The organism is Streptomyces sp. NPDC087440, from assembly GCF_044744005.1.
Lineage (GTDB): Bacteria > Actinomycetota > Actinomycetes > Streptomycetales > Streptomycetaceae > Streptomyces.
In genome coordinates, this window is the sequence record NZ_JBIUXN010000024.1 from 88,042 (window position 1) to 106,827 (window position 18,786).

General features: G+C 72.6%; 21 protein-coding genes. 8 read left to right on the top strand and 13 right to left on the bottom strand.

The features are described from left to right. Positions 1–24 precede the first annotated feature (24 nt). Entirely contained in the window at positions 25–759 is a 735-nt protein-coding gene (locus ACIO3O_RS35260) for a DNA-binding response regulator (protein ID WP_401752969.1), read from the bottom strand. Positions 760–886: 127 nt separating this feature from the next. On the opposite strand from ACIO3O_RS35260, the gene ACIO3O_RS35265 reads away from it, so the two are divergent. After that, positions 887–2,569 (top strand): GMC oxidoreductase, encoded by a 1,683-nt coding sequence (locus ACIO3O_RS35265; RefSeq protein ID WP_401752970.1) that lies wholly within the window; start codon positions 887–889, stop codon positions 2,567–2,569. Here ACIO3O_RS35265 and ACIO3O_RS35270 read toward each other — a convergent pair. After that, on the bottom strand, positions 2,547–3,167 hold the full coding sequence (locus tag ACIO3O_RS35270) for a DedA family protein (RefSeq protein ID WP_401752971.1): 621 nt from the start codon (positions 3,165–3,167) through the stop codon (positions 2,547–2,549). The genes ACIO3O_RS35265 and ACIO3O_RS35270 overlap by 23 nt on opposite strands. Positions 3,168–3,286: 119 nt before the next feature. Then, a complete protein-coding gene (locus ACIO3O_RS35275) occupies positions 3,287–3,670 on the bottom strand; it encodes a hypothetical protein (RefSeq protein WP_401752972.1) in 384 nt (127 codons plus the stop codon). A gap of 71 nt (positions 3,671–3,741) precedes the next feature. Between ACIO3O_RS35275 and ACIO3O_RS35280 the strand changes: the two genes are divergently transcribed. Beyond that, positions 3,742–4,881 (top strand): winged helix DNA-binding domain-containing protein, encoded by a 1,140-nt coding sequence (locus tag ACIO3O_RS35280; protein WP_401752973.1) that lies wholly within the window; start codon positions 3,742–3,744, stop codon positions 4,879–4,881. 167 nt (positions 4,882–5,048) lie between these two features. Here ACIO3O_RS35280 and ACIO3O_RS35285 read toward each other — a convergent pair whose 3' ends face one another. Then, positions 5,049–6,308 (bottom strand): MFS transporter, encoded by a 1,260-nt coding sequence (locus ACIO3O_RS35285; protein ID WP_401752974.1) that lies wholly within the window; start codon positions 6,306–6,308, stop codon positions 5,049–5,051. A 121-nt stretch (positions 6,309–6,429) separates the two neighbouring features. Between ACIO3O_RS35285 and ACIO3O_RS35290 the strand changes: the two genes are divergently transcribed. Both ACIO3O_RS35290 and ACIO3O_RS35295 read left to right on the top strand, forming a co-directional pair. After that, positions 6,430–7,146, top strand: coding sequence for a TetR/AcrR family transcriptional regulator (locus tag ACIO3O_RS35290; protein WP_401752975.1), 717 nt, complete (start codon positions 6,430–6,432; stop codon positions 7,144–7,146). Positions 7,147–7,238: 92 nt separating this feature from the next. Further along, on the top strand, positions 7,239–7,760 hold the full coding sequence (locus ACIO3O_RS35295; RefSeq protein ID WP_401752976.1) for a DUF1203 domain-containing protein: 522 nt from the start codon (positions 7,239–7,241) through the stop codon (positions 7,758–7,760). Positions 7,761–7,769: 9 nt separating this feature from the next. On the opposite strand, the gene ACIO3O_RS35300 is transcribed toward ACIO3O_RS35295, so the two are convergent. Then, a complete protein-coding gene (locus ACIO3O_RS35300; RefSeq protein ID WP_401752977.1) occupies positions 7,770–8,225 on the bottom strand; it encodes a DUF3224 domain-containing protein in 456 nt (151 codons plus the stop codon). A gap of 111 nt (positions 8,226–8,336) precedes the next feature. Here ACIO3O_RS35300 and ACIO3O_RS35305 point away from each other — a divergent pair, with 111 nt between their 5' ends. Beyond that, the gene (locus ACIO3O_RS35305; protein ID WP_401752978.1) at positions 8,337–9,344 is read left to right on the top strand and encodes a helix-turn-helix transcriptional regulator; all 1,008 of its coding nucleotides are present in this window, start codon (positions 8,337–8,339) and stop codon (positions 9,342–9,344) included. Here ACIO3O_RS35305 and ACIO3O_RS35310 read toward each other — a convergent pair. After that, positions 9,326–9,973, bottom strand: a complete 648-nt coding sequence (locus ACIO3O_RS35310; protein WP_401752979.1) for an HAD family hydrolase — start codon at positions 9,971–9,973, stop codon at positions 9,326–9,328. The genes ACIO3O_RS35305 and ACIO3O_RS35310 overlap by 19 nt on opposite strands. Before the next feature lie 69 nt (positions 9,974–10,042). Then, positions 10,043–11,155, bottom strand: a complete 1,113-nt coding sequence (locus ACIO3O_RS35315; protein ID WP_401752980.1) for a serine hydrolase domain-containing protein — start codon at positions 11,153–11,155, stop codon at positions 10,043–10,045. A gap of 102 nt (positions 11,156–11,257) precedes the next feature. Between ACIO3O_RS35315 and ACIO3O_RS35320 the strand changes: the two genes are divergently transcribed. Together ACIO3O_RS35320 and ACIO3O_RS35325 are read left to right on the top strand one after the other, a co-directional pair. Then, entirely contained in the window at positions 11,258–12,184 is a 927-nt protein-coding gene (locus tag ACIO3O_RS35320) for a DUF5829 family protein (protein WP_401752981.1), read from the top strand. Between the two features lie 154 nt (positions 12,185–12,338). Beyond that, positions 12,339–13,142, top strand: coding sequence for a polysaccharide deacetylase family protein (locus ACIO3O_RS35325; protein WP_401752982.1), 804 nt, complete (start codon positions 12,339–12,341; stop codon positions 13,140–13,142). Positions 13,143–13,150: 8 nt separating this feature from the next. On the opposite strand, the gene ACIO3O_RS35330 is transcribed toward ACIO3O_RS35325, so the two are convergent. Genes ACIO3O_RS35330 through ACIO3O_RS35340 form a run of 3 tightly spaced genes read right to left on the bottom strand, consistent with a single transcriptional unit; the run spans position 13,151 to position 15,450 of the window. Then, positions 13,151–13,627, bottom strand: coding sequence for an NUDIX domain-containing protein (locus ACIO3O_RS35330; RefSeq protein WP_401752983.1), 477 nt, complete (start codon positions 13,625–13,627; stop codon positions 13,151–13,153). A gap of 35 nt (positions 13,628–13,662) precedes the next feature. Then, positions 13,663–14,787, bottom strand: a complete 1,125-nt coding sequence (locus ACIO3O_RS35335; RefSeq protein WP_401752984.1) for a DNA alkylation repair protein — start codon at positions 14,785–14,787, stop codon at positions 13,663–13,665. A 54-nt stretch (positions 14,788–14,841) separates the two neighbouring features. Further along, entirely contained in the window at positions 14,842–15,450 is a 609-nt protein-coding gene (locus ACIO3O_RS35340) for a TetR/AcrR family transcriptional regulator (protein WP_401752985.1), read from the bottom strand. Between the two features lie 90 nt (positions 15,451–15,540). On the opposite strand from ACIO3O_RS35340, the gene ACIO3O_RS35345 reads away from it, so the two are divergent. Further along, positions 15,541–16,092, top strand: a complete 552-nt coding sequence (locus ACIO3O_RS35345; RefSeq protein ID WP_401752986.1) for a GNAT family N-acetyltransferase — start codon at positions 15,541–15,543, stop codon at positions 16,090–16,092. A gap of 139 nt (positions 16,093–16,231) precedes the next feature. On the opposite strand, the gene ACIO3O_RS35350 is transcribed toward ACIO3O_RS35345, so the two are convergent. From ACIO3O_RS35350 to ACIO3O_RS35360, 3 genes are read right to left on the bottom strand one after another with little or no spacing between them, the layout of a single operon-like run. Beyond that, a complete protein-coding gene (locus tag ACIO3O_RS35350) occupies positions 16,232–16,639 on the bottom strand; it encodes an STAS domain-containing protein (protein ID WP_401752987.1) in 408 nt (135 codons plus the stop codon). Continuing rightward, positions 16,636–17,916 carry a PP2C family protein-serine/threonine phosphatase gene (locus tag ACIO3O_RS35355; RefSeq protein WP_401752988.1) on the bottom strand — a complete coding sequence of 427 codons (1,281 nt, stop codon included), beginning with the start codon at positions 17,914–17,916 and terminating at the stop codon, positions 16,636–16,638. Before ACIO3O_RS35355 ends, ACIO3O_RS35350 begins: the two co-directional genes overlap by 4 nt. Beyond that, positions 17,916–18,758, bottom strand: coding sequence for an alpha/beta fold hydrolase (locus tag ACIO3O_RS35360; RefSeq protein ID WP_401752989.1), 843 nt, complete (start codon positions 18,756–18,758; stop codon positions 17,916–17,918). The genes ACIO3O_RS35355 and ACIO3O_RS35360 overlap by 1 nt, the downstream gene beginning before the upstream one ends. Positions 18,759–18,786: the final 28 nt, after the last annotated feature.

The window sequence follows — 18,786 nt, forward strand, 5'->3', positions numbered from 1 at the left end:
CCGCAGGTCCCCGCGCCACCCTTCTCACATCCAGCCCGCCGCACCCGCGATGCGGATCGCGTCGACCCTGTTGCGCGCGCCGGTCTTGCGGATGGCCGCCGCGAGGTAGTTCCGTACCGTTCCCCGGGAGAGGTGCAGGTCGAGCGCGATCTCGGCGACGCACGCGCCCTGCGCGGCGAGCGAGAGCACGCCCAGCTCCCTTGGGGTGAGGGGAATCTGCGTGGCGCGCAGGAGCCCGACGGCGAGTGACTCGTCGACGTACCGCTCCCCTCGCGCGACCGCGTGGATTCCCTCGACTAATCGACAGGGGGAACCCTGCTTGTCGACGTAGCCCAGCGCCCCCGCGTCGAAGGCCCTGCGCAGCACTCCGGGGCGGTTCACGGTGGCCAGGACGAGGAGTCCGGCGTCCTCGGGGGCGTCGCGGTGCGGGGCTCCGCTTGTCGTTCGGCTGGGCCGGGGCGTCAGTTCCTCCGCGTCGGCCACCCGTACGTCGACCGGCGGACAGTCCGCCGCACGGGGACCGGAGACCGCGTCCCGGCACGACACCTCCAGGCCTTCCTGGTCCCGCAACAGCGCCACCAGCGCCGACCTGAACAGACCTGCCGCATAGGCGACTTGGACACGGATCACTGCCACTCCTTCAGTGGGGGATGACACCAGTGCCCAGCCCTCCGGCGAAGGAACGCTTCTGCGCCCGCCTCGCGAAGCACAGGGGGCACATGGCCCGCCACTGTGCGCCACCGTGCGCCCTAAACACATGTGCGACCGCGTTCCGCTTCGCCCCTTATCTCAAGGCCGGAGAAAACTTACTCATCGGTATGCCGTGACTTCACAGGCCCCAAGTAGTACAACTCGCTCCTCTTCCCACAAGAGTGAGGAACCTCCCGTGAGCGACTTAACCTCGCAGACCTCGCAGACCTCGCAGACCTCGCAGACAACACAAGCAACGTCTCCCTCTCCCGGCACCTCCCGCCGCCTCTTCCTCACCGGCACCGGCGCCCTCCTCGGCACCGCCGCGCTCGCCGGCCCCTTCTCCCCCGCCGTACACGCCGCACCCCGACGCCCGGCCCTGACCAACGGCGAGCACGTCCCGGCCCTGGTCATCGGCACCGGCTACGGCGGCTCCGTCACCGCCCTGCGGCTGGCCCGCGCCGGGGTCGACGTCCACATGGTCGAGATGGGCATGGCCTGGGACACTCCGGGCCCGGACGGCAACATCTTCGCCAACACCACCAAACCCGACTACCGCTCCTTCTGGCTGCGCACCAGAACCAAGCAGCCCCTGTCCAACTTCCTGGGCTTCCCGCTCGACAAGGACGTCCCGCGCCACACCGGCATCCTGGACGCGGAGGACTTCAGCGGCATCACCGTCTACCAGGGCCGGGGCGTCGGCGGCGGCTCCCTGGTGAACGGCGGCATGGCCGTCACCCCGCGCCGCGAGCGGTTCGGCGCAGTGCTCCCCTCGGTCAACATCGAGGAGATGTACGCCACGTACTACCCCCGCGCCAACGCCGGGCTCGGCGTCACCGAGGTCGACCCCCGGTGGTGGGAGTCGGCTGCGTGTTACCAGTACGCGCGGGTCGGCCGCAAGCACGCCGAGCGCTCGGGGTTCCCGTTCGTCTTCGTACCGAACGTGTACGACTGGGAGTACATGAAGCAGGAACTGGCGGGCCTGGTACCGAAGTCGGCCCTCAACGCCGAGGTCCTGTACGGCAACAACTACGGCAAGAAGTCCCTCCAGAAGACCTATCTCGCCCAGGCGAAGGCCACCGGACGCGTCACCATCTCCCCTCTCCACAGGGTGACTTCGGTGACCCCGGCGGCATCCGGCTACACGGTCCTCGTCGAGCAGCTCGACACGACCGGCACGGTCACCGCCACCAAGTCCGTGACCGCCGACCGTGTCTTCTTCGCGGCGGGCAGCGTCGGCACCAGCAAGCTCCTCACCAAGCTGAAGGCGACCGGAGCGCTCCCGCGCCTCAACGACGAGATCGGCCGGGGCTGGGGCGACAACGGCAACGTGATGTGCGGCCGCGCCAACCACATGTGGGACGCCACCGGCAAGCTCCAGGCCTCCATGCCCACCGCGGGCATCGACAACTGGGACGCGGGCGGCGCGTTCGCCGAGGTGGCCCCGCTGCCGACCGGCATCGAGACGTACGCCTCCTTCTACCTCTCCATCACCAAGAACCCGCACCGCGCCCAGTTCACCTGGAACGCGTCCGCCGGTCGGGTCGACCTCGACTGGCAGACGGCCTGGAAGCAGCCCTCCATCGACGCGGCGAAGACCATCTTCGACACGATCAACAAGAAGGAGGGCACGATCTACCGCACCGACCTGTTCGGCGCGTACAAGATCTGGGGCGACCACCTCACCTACCACCCGCTCGGCGGCGCGATCCTCAACAGGGCCACCGACAACTACGGCCGCCTGCACGGCCATCCGGGCCTGTACGTGATGGACGGAGCCCTCATCCCGGGCAACACGAGCGTCAACCCGTTCGTCACCATCACCGCCCTCGCGGAACGCAACATCGAGCGCATCATCACGGACGACCTGCGGCTGTAGCCCGCCGGGTCCGCACCCAGCGGAATCCCTCGTGCAGGAGGGTGATCGAGAAGGCGAGGCCCAGGCCGACGGCCACGCCGAGCAGGGGTTCGTCCTCGAAGGCCGCACCGCCCAGGAAGCCGAGACCGGCGGAGTAGACCGCCCAGGTCGAGGCGGCGACCGCGTCGTAGCGCGTGAAGGAGCGGCGCGGGAAGCCGGTCGCCCCGGTGGTGAGCGTGGCGGCGGTGCGGCCGCCGGGGATGTAGCGGGCGACGACGAGGACGAGCCCGCCGCGCTGTTGGAGGAGGGCGCCCACTCTCTCGTACGCCCGTTGGGTGCGGCTGCCGGGCTTCAGCCGGGCAAAAATGCGGCTGCCGGAGGTGCGGCCTATCGCGTACGAGATGTGGTCGCCGGTGAAGGCGCCGAGCGCGGCGACCAGGACGATCAGGGGCAGCGAGGGGTCTCCGGTGGAGGCCGCGAAGACTCCGAGGGTGATGACCAGGGTCTCGCTGGGGACGACGGGGAAGAACCCGTCGAGGGCGGCGATGCCGAAGAGGAGCACGTACACCCAGGGGGTCGTGACGAATCCTTCGACTGCGTGGACGATGGCGTCGTTCATGGTCGCCACGCTAGGAATCGACGGGGGTCCGGCGCGGTGCACCTTCGTCCCGCGCCGACCCCGACTTTTGTCAGGGTCGGGGGTGGGGTTCCCGCCAGGGGCCGTGCGGTGGGTGGCGGTCAACTTCCCTTGATGCGAAGGGACTTCAGCAGCTGGTCGTCCGTGATGGTGCCCCAGGTGTCCGGCGGCGCGACCTTCACCGGGCGGCCGAGGCCGCCGATGACGATGCCGTCGGCGCCGCCGATCGTCCCGACGCAGTCGCCCTTGCCGTCGCGGCGGACGGCGACCTTGTCGCGCGAGCCGTCGGGGGAACGGAGGGTTCCGGTCATGGTGTACGTCCCGGAGGCGCGCAGTGCGGTCAGGGCGTCCCGCAGCTGCCGCCGCTCGGGGCTCGCCGCCTCGGCCGCCGGGGTGTCGCAGGCCGGCGTCCCGGCGATCGCGGCGAGGGACGCGACCCAGGCCGCCGCTCTCCGACTCCGGCCGACCCGTCTTCGTAAGCCCATGATCCCCCCCACTCCCGGCAGCGTTCACCCTTGCCTTCGCACGCTAAGCCCCCTGCGGCACAATCGGCAGCGTGACGATCTCCGCGCATGAACTGAATCGGGCCACTCTGGGCCGTCAACTCCTCCTGGATCGGCAGGACTTGACGGTGCCGGAGGCGATGACGCGCGTCGTCGCGCTCCAGGCGCAGCACGCTCCGTCGCCGTATCTCGCGCTGTGGAACCGCGTCGCGGACTTCGAGCCCGCCGACCTGGACGCCGCGTTCGCCGCGCGGGCCGTCGTGAAGGCGACGCTGATGCGGATCACGCTGCACGCGGTGGCGGCGGACGACTACCGGCCGTTCCGGTCGGCGGTCCATCCGACACTGTTCGGGTCGGGGCTGGGGACCCGGTTCACGGACACCGGGCTGACCCGCGCGGACGCCCGCGAACTGGCCGCGGAACTCCTGGTGTTCGCCAAGGAGCCCCGGACCTCCGCCGAGGTGCAGGATTGGCTGACGGAGCGGGTCGGGGCTGAGCGGAGGAGCGGCGCTTGGCGGGGCGTGCTGGTGTACGCGCCGCTGCACCATGTGCCGACCGGGGGCCCGTGGGCGTACGGTGCGCGGCCGTCGTTCGTCACGGCGGAGGCGGAACCGGCGCGGGAGGGCCGGGAGGTGGACGTACCCGCGTTGCGCCAGTTGATCCTGCGCTACCTGGAGGGGTTCGGTCCGGCGTCGGTGGCGGACGTGGCCCAGTTCGGTCTGGTGCCGCGCGGACCGGTCCGCCAGGTGCTGCGGGAGCTGGACGGGGTGGTGGAGGAGCTCCGGGGAGAGGACGGGACGCTCCTGTACGACCTGCCGGGCGCGCTCCGGCCGGATGCGGACACTCCGGCTCCGGTACGGCTGATGCCGATGTGGGACAGCACGCTGCTCGCGTACGCGGACCGGAGCCGGATGATCCCGCCGGAACTGCGGAAGGCGGTGATCCGCATCAACGGCGACGTGCTGCCGACGCTGCTGGTGGACGGTTACGTCGCCGGGGTCTGGCGGCTGCTGGACGACGGCATCGAGGTGACCGCCTTCCGGGACCTGCGGCCGGACCAGTGGGAGGAGGTGGCGGCGGAGGCGGGGGCGCTGGGTGCGCTCCTGACGGCCCGCGACCCGCGCACGTACACCCGCTACCACCACTGGTGGCCCAAGCTCCCGACCGGCGAGACCCGGACTTTCCCGCTCTAGAGAAGGATCGCCCCTTCAGGGGCGCGGGGAACTGCGCGAGCAACCCCCCACCCACCCGCACGGACACCCTTGAGCCCCCGCGGGTTGAGGTGAAGGGGCGGGGCTGGGGACCCCATGCCCCGGCGGGGCAGACCCGAACGCACCCGCCGCCGCGAGCCCCAGCCGCCTCAGGAAACCCTCTGGGCAGACTCAGCCCTCGCCCCCTCCCCCAACCTCGCCCGCCTCAGCTCCGGAAAGGCCACCGCCACCACCACCGTGGCCAGCACACAGACCACCCCACCCGTGATCACGGCCCCCCGCGCCCCCGTCACCCCCGCGAGAAATCCCAGCCCCGCGTTGCCCAACGCCGGAGAGACCGTCGCCTGCACCATCCACAAGCTGCTGACCCGCCCCCGGAGCTCGTCCGGCGTCCCGTGCTGGAGCAGAGCCGACCGCAGGGTCTCCGAGATCAGGTCCCCGAAGCCCGCCAGCGCCAGCAGCAGAAGCGCGACCGGAAGAAACGACGTCGCTCCGAAGCCGGTAAGCCCCAGCCCCCACAGCAGAACCGCACCGATCAGCGCATGACCCCCCGCACGCCCCGTCCATCCGCTCGTGGCCGCCCCGACCAACGCACCGAGTGCAGGAGCGGCGTACAACAGCCCGAGAACCCCGGGCCCACCCCCGAACTGTTCGTCCGCCAGCACCGGATACAGCGCCTGCGGCATGGTGAAGACCATCGCTGCCGCATCGATGAGCAGCAGCCCGATGACGATCCGGTCCCGGCGCACATACCGCAGCCCCGTGCCGATCGACGCGAAGGCCTGGCGGACACCCCTGCCGCTGGGGGCCGCCGCCGGCGGCAGCGGACGTACGAAGAGCAACGCGACGGAGAAGACCAGGAAGCCCAGCGCGTCCACCGCGAAACAGGCCGCGAGGCCGGGGCCCGCGATGAGGACACCGCCCAGTGCGGGCCCGAGCAGGGCCGCCAGCTGCGTGGACGAGGCCGTCAACGCCCCTGCCGCAGCCAGGCGTTGAGTACCGACGAGGGCGGGTATCGCCGCGAGCATGGCGGGGCCGCCGAGCCCCGCGAGGAGCCCCGTGAGGCCGGTGCAGAAGTAGATGATCCAGAGGTACGGGTCCGGGAGGAGCGCGTTGAACGCGAGGGCCGCCGCGACCAGGGTCAGCGGAAGCCGGGTCCAGAGCATCAGCGCACGCCGGTCCCGCCGGTCGGCGAGCACACCGCCCACCATGACCCCGGCCACCAGCGGCAGCGCACGGGCCAGGCTGACCAGGCCGACGTGCGCGGCGGAGCCGGTCAGGTCGTACACCTGCCAGGCGACGGCGACGCTGGTCATGAGCGTGCCGAGGAGCGCCCCGAGGAATCCGGCGTACAGCAGGCGGAAGTCCCGGCTCTCGCGGAGCGGGGTGAGGTCCATGGCTAAGGACATGGGTGACTCCAGGGGGAGTTAGGCGACCCTTACCCCGGTCACTCTGGCGAGCCACCTCCTTAAAGTCAACATGTGTGAAGTTCCACGCGGAGGACTCCCGGCTTGCTAGCCTCTAGTCCCGATGAGCAGCGACAGCCCCCAGCCCCCCACCCGCCGACGCCCGACCCACCGCAAGGGGCGTGCCACCCTCACCCGTGACGCGGTGGGGCGGGCCGCGCTGGAGTTCCTGGGGTCGCGGGGTCCGGCGGAGCTGACGATGCGTTCGCTGGCGGACCAACTGGGCGTCTCTCCACGGGCGTTGTACAACTACGTCGAGGACCGCCACGACCTGATCACCCTGGCCGCCGAACTCTTCGAGGCCGACTGGCTGCCGCCCGCGCTCGACCCCGCGCCCGACCGGTGGCGGGCGAGCCTGGCCGCGTTCTGCCACGACCTGCGGGCGCACTACCGCCGCCATCCCGGCATGACCACCCTCGCCCTGCGCGAGAACGTCACCCTGGCCCGGCACCCGCAGATGCTGCGGAACGTGGACGCACTGATCGGCTTCCTCGCCGCCACCGGACTGCCCCTGCGCGACGCCCACTTGGCGTGCATGGAGACGCTGCGGATGGTGGTCGGCTTCGTGGAACTCCAGGACACCCCGCACGACCGGCCGCCCACCCACCTGGACCCCGCCCTGCTGGAGGAGCCGGTGCCGCCGTGGCTGCGCGCGAAGGACGGGGCCGAACTGCCGCACCTCGCCGAGGCGGCGAAGCTCCAACCGGCCACCCCCGACGACCAGTTCGCCTTCGCGCTGGACGTGCTGGCGGAGGGACTCGCGGCGCGGGCACAGCGCTGAGCAGCCCGCGCCCTTCGCTGATCCCCGCCCCTCACCGGCTCGACGTCCGATTCCCGCCAGCCCCCGCCGCCCCGCCCGGCGAGGCTGGCCCCATGAACGCGTACACGCCCCTCGCCATCCCGCCCGCCGCCCTCGACGAACTGCGCGCCCGTGACGACGCGGGGCGGCCCCCGGTCCCGTACACGGCGGGCACCGACGACGCGCATCCCGACTGCGTGGGCAGCCCCCTGCGCTGCTGCCTGCGCGAGGGCGCGGACGGCGACCGGGTCGCCCTCGTCTCGTACGCCCCGCTCCGCCGCTGGGCCGCGGCCACGGGCGTGGACCCCGGAGCGTACGACGAGGTGGGCCCGGTCTTCGTGCACGCCGACGCCTGTACGCGACCGGCTTCCCCGGGACACCCCTTCACCCGCCCCGGCGCCCAGCGCCTCCTGCGCCGCTACGACGCGCGCGGCCACATCCTCGGCGGCACGCGCCTCGAACTCCCGCTGGACGCGGACCCCTCCGAGGCCCTGGACGCCGCCCTCGACGCGGCCTTCGCCGATGCGCGGGTGGCGCTGGTGCACGTACGGGCGGTGGAGTACGGCTGCTTCCTGTTCGAGGTGCGGCGGCCGTAGCGTCGCAGGTCAGGCCGGGTCCCCGGCACCCTCGGGCAGCGCGTACGCGAAGGTGTAGGGGACGGACTTCTCGCCCTGCGGGGCGACGAAGGTGCCCTTGCCGGTGAGACCGGTCAGCTCGTCCGTGCCCGAGCCCGGGACGACCTCGAAGGTGCAGTGCACGGTGCCGTCCGTGCCGAACCAGCCCCGCTCCTCGACCACGAACCGGCCCTCGCGGCCGTCGAGTCGGCCGGCGAAGTACTCCATGCCGGCGAAGGCGCCGGTCGTCTCCGTGGCGTAGGCGCAGATGTACTCGCACGCGGTGTCGGTGGCCTCGATGCCGCCGGTGAAGGTGTTGACGACCGAGGCGTGGGCGATCCGGGGGCTCGTCCCGGCTTCGGTGACGCTCTTCTCGTCCCAGCTCGCGAAGGTGAAGTGGCCGGTGACGGTCGTGGTCGCCGTGGTGGTGGCGGTGGTGCCGGTCATGGTGTCCCCCTGGGGATCGGTGCGGAGTGCGCGGGCCGCCTCTCTCGCTGCGCACCACTCTGGTTCCCGTACCTGACATCTTCTGTCAGGTACGGGAGGACAATGGAGGCCATGCGTGCCGACCGCCTCCTGTCCCTGCTCCTGCTGCTCCAGAACCGGGGCCGCATGACCGCGCCCCAACTTGCCGAGGAACTTGAGGTGTCGGTACGGACGGTCTACCGCGACATCGAGGCGCTCGGCGCGTCCGGCGTGCCCGTGCGGGCGGACCGGGGGCCCGACGGCGGTTACGAGCTGATGGCCGGATACCGCACCCGGCTCACCGGCCTCACCCGCGCCGAGGCCGAGTCGCTGTTCCTCGCGGGAGCACCCGGTCCGGCGCACGACCTGGGGCTCGGTGCGGTGCTCGCCACGGCCCGGCTCAAGCTCCAGGCGGCGCTTCCGGCCGAACTCGCGCAGCGGGCAAGGGCGTTGGAGGACCGCTTTCATCTCGACGCGCCCGCATGGTTCCGGGAGGCCGACCCCGTTCCGTACCTCTCGGAGATCTCGCACGCGGTCTGGGAGCAGCGGACGCTCGCCGTGGACTACCGGCGCTGGAACGGTGAAGTCCGGCGCGTGCTCGACCCGTTGGGGCTCGTGCTGAAGGGCGGGATCTGGTACTTGGTGGCGCGGGCGGACGGTGCGGACCGTGCCGACGGCTCGCGCGCCTCCGGCGGGGCGGTGCGGACGTATCGGGTGTCGCGTTTCCTTTCCGTACGGGAGACGGGCGAGGTCTTCGAGCGCCCGGCCGGATTCGCGCTGGCGGCGCACTGGGAGGAGTCCTCGCGGCGCATGGAGGCCAAGCGCTATCAGGGCGTGGCCGAGCTGCGGGTCTCCCCGGCGGCGCAGAAGCTGCTGCCCGCGCTGTTCGGGGCGGCCGGGACCGAGGCCCTCGCCGGGGCGGGGGCGGCGGACGCCGAGGGGTGGGTGCGGGTGGAGCTGCGGGTCGAGTCGCCGTCCGTGGCGGTCGCCGACCTGCTCAGGCTGCGCGACGGGGCGGAGGTGCTGGGGCCGCCGGAACTGCGCGCGGCGGTCGCGGACACGGTGGCGGCGCTGGCGGCCCGCTATGCGGCGACGCCCTGAGCGAGGTGGGCGGCGATGCGGGTGAGGGTGGTGGCGTTGTCCTCGAAGAGGTGGGCCCGCAGGCCCGCCGCGCGGGCGGCCTCGACGTTCGGGGCGGCGTCGTCCACGAAGAGGCAGTCCTGCGGGCGCACGTCCAGCGTCGTACAGGCGACGGCGAAGGCGCGGGGGTCGGGCTTGAGGATGCCGATCTCGTGGGAGTAGACGAGGTGTTCGGGGCGCTCGACCAGGGTGTCGAGTCGGTAGCGGTCGGCCTCGCGCTCGCGGGCCCCGACGAAGCTGTTGCTGAGGATGCCGATCCTGAGCTGCTGATGCCTCGTCAGGTCTCTGACGTACGAGAGGAGTTCCACGTTCGGTGAGCCGAGGTACTCGTCCCAGAGGTCGGCCATGAAGGCGTCGAGCTGCGTGGTGTCGAGGTGGAGTGCGGCGGCGGTCCGGGCGCGCACCTGCGCCTCGTCGACGTGGCCGACGCTGCCCGCCCGCCAGGTCTCACCCAGCAGGCTGTTGACGGTGCCGGGGGCGAGACCCAGGCGCTGCTCCCAGTCGGGGAGCCAGCCGGTGTCGGGGGTGAGTTCGAGGACGCCGCCGATGTCGAGGAGGAGGCAGGCGGGGCGGGGTGCGGTGGCGGTCACGGGGACTCCCTCAAGGGATGCGGTGCGGACGTGTACGTACGCACCGTGGGGCTTCCCCCAGGGGCAAGGTCAACCGCGTACGGCCTCCGAGACGTCCGCGAGCAGCTTCTCCGGGTCCGCGCCCCAGCGGGAGCTGACCACCAGGTCGCGGGCGGGGTCGACCCAGAGGAGGTGCGCGCCGCCGTTGCCCCGTGCGCAGCGGCCGGTGGCGGGGGCGGTGGGCCAGACGGTGCGGTCGTCGTTCAGCCACCAGGACAGGCCGTAGTTGGGCTTGACCCGGCACGGGGTCCACAGCTCCTCGATCCAGCGTCGGGACAGAACGCGTCGGCCGTCCCAACTCCCTTGCTGGAGGGTGAGTTGGCCGATCATCGCCAGGTCGAAAGCGCTGATCCACAGACCGCCGCCCCAGTGCGCGCCGCCGGACACGACGGGGACGGGGGTGCCGTCGACGTCGGCGAAGGAGTTCGCGTACCCGTGCCAGGACCAGGTGTCGGACGCCCCGATCGGGTCCATCACCCGCTCGCGGAGCGCCTCCGGGAGGGAACGGCCGAGGAGGACGGTCAGGGCGAGGGCGGTGAGGTTCACGCGGACGTCGTTGTACGCCCAGCCCTCGCCGGGCGGGCCGCCCGGGGACTCGGTGCCCTCACGGGTGCTCTGGGCGTCCACGGAGGTGGGCTTGCCCCACAGCTCGCCCTCCCACTGGCTGGTCTGGTCCAGGAGGTGCCGCCAGGTGACGGCGCGGCCGTGGGCGTCCGCGAACGCGGGCAGGTCGACGGTGCGGTGCACGGGTTCGTCGAGGTGGAGGAGGCCGTCGTCGTACGCGATTCCGGCGGTGAGGGAGAGGACGCTCTTGGTGGCGCTGTACGCCATCTCGACCCGTGCCGGGTCGCCCCAGCGGGCCAGTATCGTGCCGTGCCGCAGGACGACGCCGCTGGGGCCCTGGCCGTCGAGGAGCGGGCCGAGCACGTCGCGGTGGGAGGTGTCGGACACCTGGGCGTCGAGGTAGGAGGCCATGTCCTCGATGCCGGGCACGGGACGCTGGGCCTGGGCGCGGGCGGCGCGGGCCAGGGCGTCGGCGTCGACGCCGTTCCAGGGGGTGGGGACGGTGCGCAAGAGGGTGGGCTCGGTGTCGTGACTCTCCGTGGATTCCATCCGGTGGTCGGCCTTTCGTCGCGCGTACATACGTGATCTTGTACGTCGCGACCGTATCCGAATCCGACACCGCGTGGCCGAATTCGTTCCTCACAGGGGCGGTTGGGGCAGCAGGGTCCTACGATGCGTGGCATGCAGCGCAGACACGTGCTCAAAATGTTCGGCGCCCTTGCGGCGGTTCCCGTAGCAGCGCTTCCTGGAACGGCCTGGGCCGCGGGCCCGCCGGAACAGCAGTTGCTGTACTTCAACCACACCTACGGCGTCTTCGACCGCGAGACGGCCGACGCCATCGAACACTCCACGTTCCTCCGGGAGTTCGCCAACTTCCAGGTCCGCACGACCACCGGAAGCGGCGGACAGGTCTGGACGGGCCGCTACTTGATGGGCCGTCAGACCTACGTGGAACTCCTCGGGATCGGCGACGTCCCCGGCCCCGACGGCACACTCGGCGCCGCCGGTCTCGGGCTCTCCGTCGAGCGGGCGGGCGAGCTGGCGACGGTGCGCGGCCGGCTGCCCGGTCTGGGCGTACCCGAGCCGATCGACTTCCTCCAGACCCGCGACTTCGGCGACGGGGTGAAGGTGCCGTGGTTCGACGCGGTGCTCACCACGGCGGAGTACGACGCCTTCGGGGCCTGGGCGATGGAGTACCGGCCCGAGTACTTCGCCGATCCCCGCAGCAACACCGAGCACGCGGCGTTCCCCGGTGACGTCGGCCGGGAGCGCTACCTGAGCGACGACTACCGCAAGCACCTGATGCGCGACATCACCGGTGTCCACCTGGCGGTGACCCCCGGCGACCTGGGCGACACCGTGCCGCTGCTGAAGGCGGGCGGGTTCCGGGTGCGGGGCACGGTGGCGGGCGGGCAGGTGGTCGCTTCGGGCGGCGGCACCACGATCCGCTTCGAGGCGGTGCCGAGGGACCGGGCGGGGCTGAAGCGGCTCGATCTGGCGCTGAACCGGGCACCGGGCGTCCGGCGGGAGCATCGCATCGGGAAGTCGACGCTGGTGGTGGGGCCGGGAGCCCGGGCGGTGTGGACGTTCGACGGGGTGCCGGGCTGATCCGTTCCCGTACGGGTGCGGGGGCGGGCGCGACAGGTGCGGGGGCGCGCGTCGCAGCCCCCGCACCCGGTGGCGCCGAGGCTACGGTGGCACGACGCCGCGCCGTGGCGTCGTCTCGCCTCACGGCACCCGCCCCACACGGAACGGAGGCGCTTTGCCTCTCGCACGCCGTGACCTGCTGCTCGGCCTTTCCGCAGGTCTCCTCGCCCCCGCCCCATCCGCCCCGTCCGCCCCTCCGGGCCCGGATCGCGCCGCCGTCGTCCGCCGTTTCGGCGCTCGCATCCCCAGGTACTGGGGCACGGAGGCCCCCGGCGTCCTCACCCGGCTCGCCGACGGCGACCGACGCCTCGCGCTGACCTTCGACGCATGCGGGTCGGTGCACGGAAAGGGGTACGACGCCGACCTGATCGGGCAGCTGCGACGCTGGTCCGTACCCGCCACCCTGTTCCTCAACTCCCGTTGGATCGCGGCGAATCCGTCCCTCACCGGCGAACTCGCCGCCGACCCTCTCTTCGAACTCGCCAACCACGGCAGCGCGCACGTACCGCTGTCGGTGACCGGACGTGCCGCGTACGGCATCGCGGGCACACGGGACGCGGGCGAGGTCTACGACGAGGTCAGGGCCAACCAGGACGCCATGACCGCCGCCCTGCCCGGCCCGCCCCGCTTCTTCCGCCCCGGCACCGCGCACTGCGACGAGGTCGCCGCGGAGATCGTCACCGCGCTGGGACTGCGCTGCACCGGCTTCACGGTGAACGCCGACTGGGGCGCCACCCGACCGGCGGCAGGCATCGCCGAGGCCCTGGCCGACGCACCCCGGGGCGCGATCGTGCTGGCGCACATGAACCACCCCGAGGGCGACACCGCGCGCGGCTACGCCGAGGCCCTGCCACAACTGCTGGACGCGGGACAGGAGTTCACCAAGCTGAGCGGTCAAGGACGATCGGTGGCGGAGTGACGTCGCCCTCAGGCGCCGGCGAGGCCGGTTCGGGAGCGGTGGAGCAGGCGGACGGCGTCGATCGTCGGCGGCGAGAGCCGGGCCTCCTCCAGGTCGCGCCACGGCAGCCACTCCACCGCGTCCGTCGATCCCTCCGACTCCACCGACTCCCGTGCACCGGGCCGGAGTCGGACCTCGTAGAACAGTGCCGTGAGACCCCAGACGATCCCGCCCCGGTGCGTCTCGTACGTACACGCGTCGAGCAGCGTCGCCTGCGTCACCTCACGCCCCGTCTCCTCCCGGAACTCCCGCACCAGGGCCTCCGCGGGCTGCTCGCCCGGGTCGATCCCGCCGCCGGGCAGATGCCACAGGCCGGGGGTGAAGACGGGCGAGTCGTCGGCGAGGCGGACCAGCAACAGCCGGTCGTCCTCGACCACCAGGCCGTACGCGCTGACACGAATGCTGCGCCGCCCAACCGCCCCAGCCGTCCCCGGCGCCCCCGCCATCCCCGGCGTCCCCGCAGTCCCGGCCGCCCCCGCAGTCACAGCGGCCTCAGCGTGAAGCTCGCGGAGGCCCGCACCAGGCCGTTGACCTGGATGTCGACGCCGTGCTCGCCCGGATAGTAGGTGCGGGTGGTGATCTCCCTGACCGCGTGCTGCTTGCGCAGGCTCCGACGCTCACCCGCCGCCAGTGTCACGGTGGTGAGCTTGAAGACCTTGGGGAGAGTGCGGCCGCCCTTGCGGACGTGGTGGACGACGTAGTCGACGGTGAGGGTGTGCGGGCGGTCGTCGGTGTTGTGGAGGTCGAAGGCGAGGGTGACGGTCTGACCCATCGTCAGTTCGTCGGGTGTAAGGGTGAGTTGGGGGATGCGGGCGTGGTCGCCGCCGGTCGCGCCGAGGAGGGCCAGGGCCTCCTGGTCGCCCTTCTTGACGAGGGTGCGCAGCCCGTGCCGTACGGTCCAGGCGGTCTGCGGGGTCGGGCTCTCCTCGCTCCAGCGTCGCGCGGTGGCGAGGACGAGGTCCGGGTTGTCCCGGGCGATGTCGTTGAGGTTGTTCGCCACGGAGGTGCGGACGTACGGGGAGGGGTCGCTGCGCAGGACCTCCAGCACGTCGAGGACCGGGCGGGGGTCGGCGACGAAGCCGGTGAGGGTGCGCGCCCAGGGCAGGCGGGGGCGGATGCCCTCGCTGGCGAGGCGCCGGACGTTGGGGCTGGGGCTGTGCGCCCAGTCCGCGACGCGCTTCATCGTCAGGTCGTGGTGCTGCTCGACGAAGGGGCGGATCGCGAACTCGCCGGTGTGCCGCCGGGTGATCTCGTACAGGGCGTCGAGCGAGACGGTGGGGTGGTCGAGTCCGTACTCCTCGACGAAGCGGGCGACCGGCATCAGGTGCCAGCCGGCGTTGAACATGCCCTTGCCCTCGGTGATTTCGTCCCCGAGGAGGGCGACGAGGACGGCGACCGCCTCGGGGTACGACGCGGGCAGGCGGGCCCGCAGCCCCTCGGCCAGGACCCGCACCCGGTCCTTCAACTCCAGCCCCTGGACGCGGACTTCGGCCTCGGCCACGTACCCTTCGAGGTCGAATTCCGGGTGGACCGCGTGCACGAGGTCGCCGAGCCTGCGGGCCCCGGCCCCGCCGAAGTGCCGCTTCAGTCCGTACTCGTCGCTCATCCCGCTCCCTCGCCCAGGTGTCCCGCCAGTATCGCCGTGCCGGACACCGCCCGGCTACGACCCTCCGGCGAGCCCCGCCACGTACGTGTCCACCAGCGCCACCTGCCGCTCGGCCGTGAACTCCGCCGGCGCGAACAGGGCCTGCACCACCAGCCCCAGTACAAAGCTCTGCGCCGCGGCCGCCACCTCCGGTGCCGCCGGTTCCCCCGGCAGTTCCCCGGCCTCCTGCGCCGCCCGCACGTGCACGGTGAGCCGCTCGCGGGCCCGCCGGTAGCGCTGCGCGTGCTCGGCGGCGAGTTCCGGGTCGGCGAGGGCGACGTCCCAGGAGCCCACCCAGATGCGGTTGCTCGCCGCACCCGGGGCGTCCAGCGGCAGGATGTCGAGCAGCACGGCGCGCAGCATGGCCAGGCCGGTGCCCTCGCCGACGCGTCCGGCCGCCGGGCGCGGGCGGTCCAGGGAGTGCGCGTCGAGGACCCCCAGGGCGTGCTGGACGAGGGCCCGCTTGCTGGGGAAGTAATGGGTGAGCAGGCCCGTGGTCGCGCCCATCTCCTGGGCGACGGCCCGCAGCGTGAGGCCGCCGAAGCCGCGCTCGGCCAGTACCTCCCACACCGCGCGGGAGACCTCGGTGCGGCGGGCGTCGTGGTCTCCTCGGGCGGGTGTCATGCGGGCCAGTGTACGTACCCAACGTTTGTTACGTATCGTGGGTGCGCCCGCACCCCCGTGGGCACGCCGCCCCGGACCCGAGGACCCGCCGTGTACGCCGTACCCCTGACCGACCGTGCCGAGCTCCGCCCGCTGGAGCCCTGGCAGGCACCGGAGTTCCTGGCCCACATCGACCGCGCCCGTGACCTGGTGGACCCGTGGATCCCGTGGGCCACGTTCTCGACGGACCTGGCCTCGGCGCGGGCGACCCTCCAGCGGTACGCGGACAAGCAGGTCGCCGACGCGGGCCGGATCTACGGGATCTGGCTGGACGGGACGCTGGTGGGCGGCGTGATGTTCGTCCGCTTCGATGCCTCGCAGGGCACGGCCGAGATCGGCGTGTGGTCGGAGCCCGCCGCCGAGAGGCGGGGCCTGATCGGCGCGGCGGTGCACCGGCTGCTCGCGTACGCCTTCGAGGAGCGCGGGCTGCACCGGGTGGAGTGGTGGAACAGCACGGTCAACGTGCGCAGCCGGGCGGTGGCGCAGCGCGCGGGGATGCACCTGGACGGCACGCTGCGCGAGCACACGGAGTACCGGGGCGTGCGCCTCGACATGGAGGTGTGGTCGCTGCTGGCCCACGAGTGGAAGGGCCGCGAGGCATAGGGGGCGGCAGCCCCCTCACACCGTCCGGGCTCCTCGCGCCGTCCGGGTCCCTCGCGCGGCCGCCCCTCCCAGCCCTCCGCGCCGCGCGGCCCGCGCGCCTCACGCACCCGGGCCGTGCCGCGTCCCGCCCCCGCCGCGCTCAGCCCGTCGCGGTCTGCACGTCCGCCGGGTCCCCCGTCGACGTGGCCTCGCCCGTGCTGTCGTACAGCGCGAAGACCTGGTCGAGTCCGACCAGGTTCAGCACCCGCAGGGTGTGTTCCGGCACGGCGGCCAATGCTATCCCGGCGTTCGCGGCCAGGGCGTGGTTGCGGGCGGCGATCAGCGCGGTGATGCCGGTGGAGTCGCAGAACTCCATGCCCGCCAGCTCCACGACCAGCCGCTCGCCCGCCGTGAGCGGGATCTCGGCCAGGCGGGCCCGCAGGTCTCCGGCGGTGTCGTAGTCGAGGTCGCCGACGACCGCCACGACGGGCCCCGTGGCGGCCTGCCGCACGGTGATCGTCAGCGTCTTCAGCGGGGCGACGCGGTTCGTCCGATTCATTCGGGTCATACGGGCCTCTCCATGGCCGGGGCGCCGAGCGCGAGCAGTGCGGTGTCGTCGTCGAGGCCTTCCCCGAAGCCTTCCAGCAGCCCGGTCAGGGCGCCGACCAGCGAGGAGGGCGAGGTGTCGGGGGCAGTCGCGACGAACTCGCGCAGGGCGTCGTCGCCGTACCGCTCGGAGCCCTGGCCGCCGGGGGCGGTGCGGGCCTCGGTCAGGCCGTCGGTGTGCAGCAGGAGCGTGTCGCCGGGCGCGAGGGTGGTGGCGGCCGAGGCGAGCGGCGGGTCGGGAAGGATGCCGATCAGGAGGCCGCCGGGGGTCTCCAGGTACTCCGTGCTGCGGTCGGCGCGCAGCACGAGCGCCGGGGGATGCCCGCCGGAGGCCACCCGTACCGCGACCTCGCCCGTCTCCGGATCGGGCCGCAGGGTGCCGAAGACGGCGGTGCAGTAGCGGGGGTCGCTGCCGCTGTAGCGCTCGTGGAGCACGGTGTTGAGCGTGGCGAGGGCGGCGACCGGGTCGGGGTCGTGCAGGGCGGCGGCGCGCAGGGTGTAGCGGGTGAGCGAGGTGACGGCGGCGGCCTGCGGGCCCTTGCCGCAGACGTCGCCCAGGAAGAACCCCCACTGCCCGTCGCCGATCGGGAACAGGTCGTAGAAGTCGCCGCCGAGCCGGTCGGGGGAGGCCGTGTGGTAGTACGAGGCGGACTCCAGGCCCGGTACGGCGGGCAGGGTGGCGGGCAGCAGGCTCCGCTGGAGCACGACCAGTGCGTCCTGGAGGCGCGCCCGGTCCGCCTCGGCCTCGCGGCGGGCGGCCTCGGCGGCCTGCCGGGCGCGCAGCAGTTCCTCCTCGTAGGCGCGGCGGTCGCGGGCGTCCGCGAGGGTGGCGCGGATCAGCAGGGGTTCGCCCTCGCTGCCGTACTTGACGACGGCGGACACGAGAACGGGCATGCGGACGCCGTCGACGCCCTTCAGCTCCAGGGCGATGCCGTTGAGCTCGCCCTTCATGCGCAGCAGGGGCGCGAAGTGCGTCTCGTGGTAGATCCGGCCGCCGACGGTGAGCAGGTCGCTGAAGCGCATCCGGCCCACGACGTCCTCGCGGCGCAGGCCGAGCCAGCCCAGGAGGGTGGCGTTGGCCTTGGCGAGGGTGCCGTCCATGAGGGTGGAGACGTAACCGCAGGGGGCCTGCTCGTAGAGGTCTTCCGCGCTGTCCTCCAGGAGTGCGCTGAACGCGGCGTCGGTGACAGCACCGTCCCCGGCCTCGTACGGCTCGGGCTCGCTGCTGGTGCGGCTCATCATCGGCTGTCCCCGGGCAGGGGACTGCCGGTGTCGGCGGGCCGGAGGCCGTCGAGGAAGGCCCGGATCTCCGCTCCGGTCTCCTGCGGGGCGCTGAGCTGGGGGCAGTGCCCGGTGGCGTCCAGCGTCACCAGTTTCGAACCCGGTACGGCGTCGTGGACGTACGCGCCGACCTCGCGCGGGGCGATGGCGTCCCGCAGGCACTCCAGGACGAGGGTGGGCACCGTCACGTCCTTCAGCTCGGGGCGGCTGTCGGAGAGGAAGGTGGTGCGGGCGAAGACGCGGGCCATCTCGGGGTCGGTCGCGCAGAAGCTGGTGGTGAGCTCCTCGCCCAGCTCGGGGCGCTCGGGGTTGCCCATGATCACGGGGGCCATCGCTCCCGACCAGCCCAGGTAGTTCGACTCCAGGGAGCCGAGCAGTTCCTCGATGTCTTCGGCCGTGAAGCCGCCCCGGTACCCCTCCTCGTCGATGTAGCGGGGCGAGGGGGCGACCATGACGAGCGAGCCGATGCGCTCGGGTGCGCTGCGGGCGGCGAGCACGCCGATCATCGCGCTCACGGAGTGGCCCACGAACGCGGCCCCCTCCAGCTCCAGCTCCGCGCAGATGTCGACCACGTCCTGGGCGTACCCCTCCAGGCGGGAGTAGCGCGCCTCGGACCAGGCGGCGGGGTCGGCCTTCCCGGACCCGACGTAGTCGAACAGCACGACCCGGTAGCGGTCCGTGAGGGCGGGCAGGACGAGCCGCCACATGTTCTGGTCGCAGCCGAAGCCGTGCGCGAGCACCACTGTGGGGCCGTCGGCCCGGCCGGTGACGACGACGTTGTTCCTGCGACGGGTATCCATGCCCCCCATCCTGTCACCCGCTCCCCCC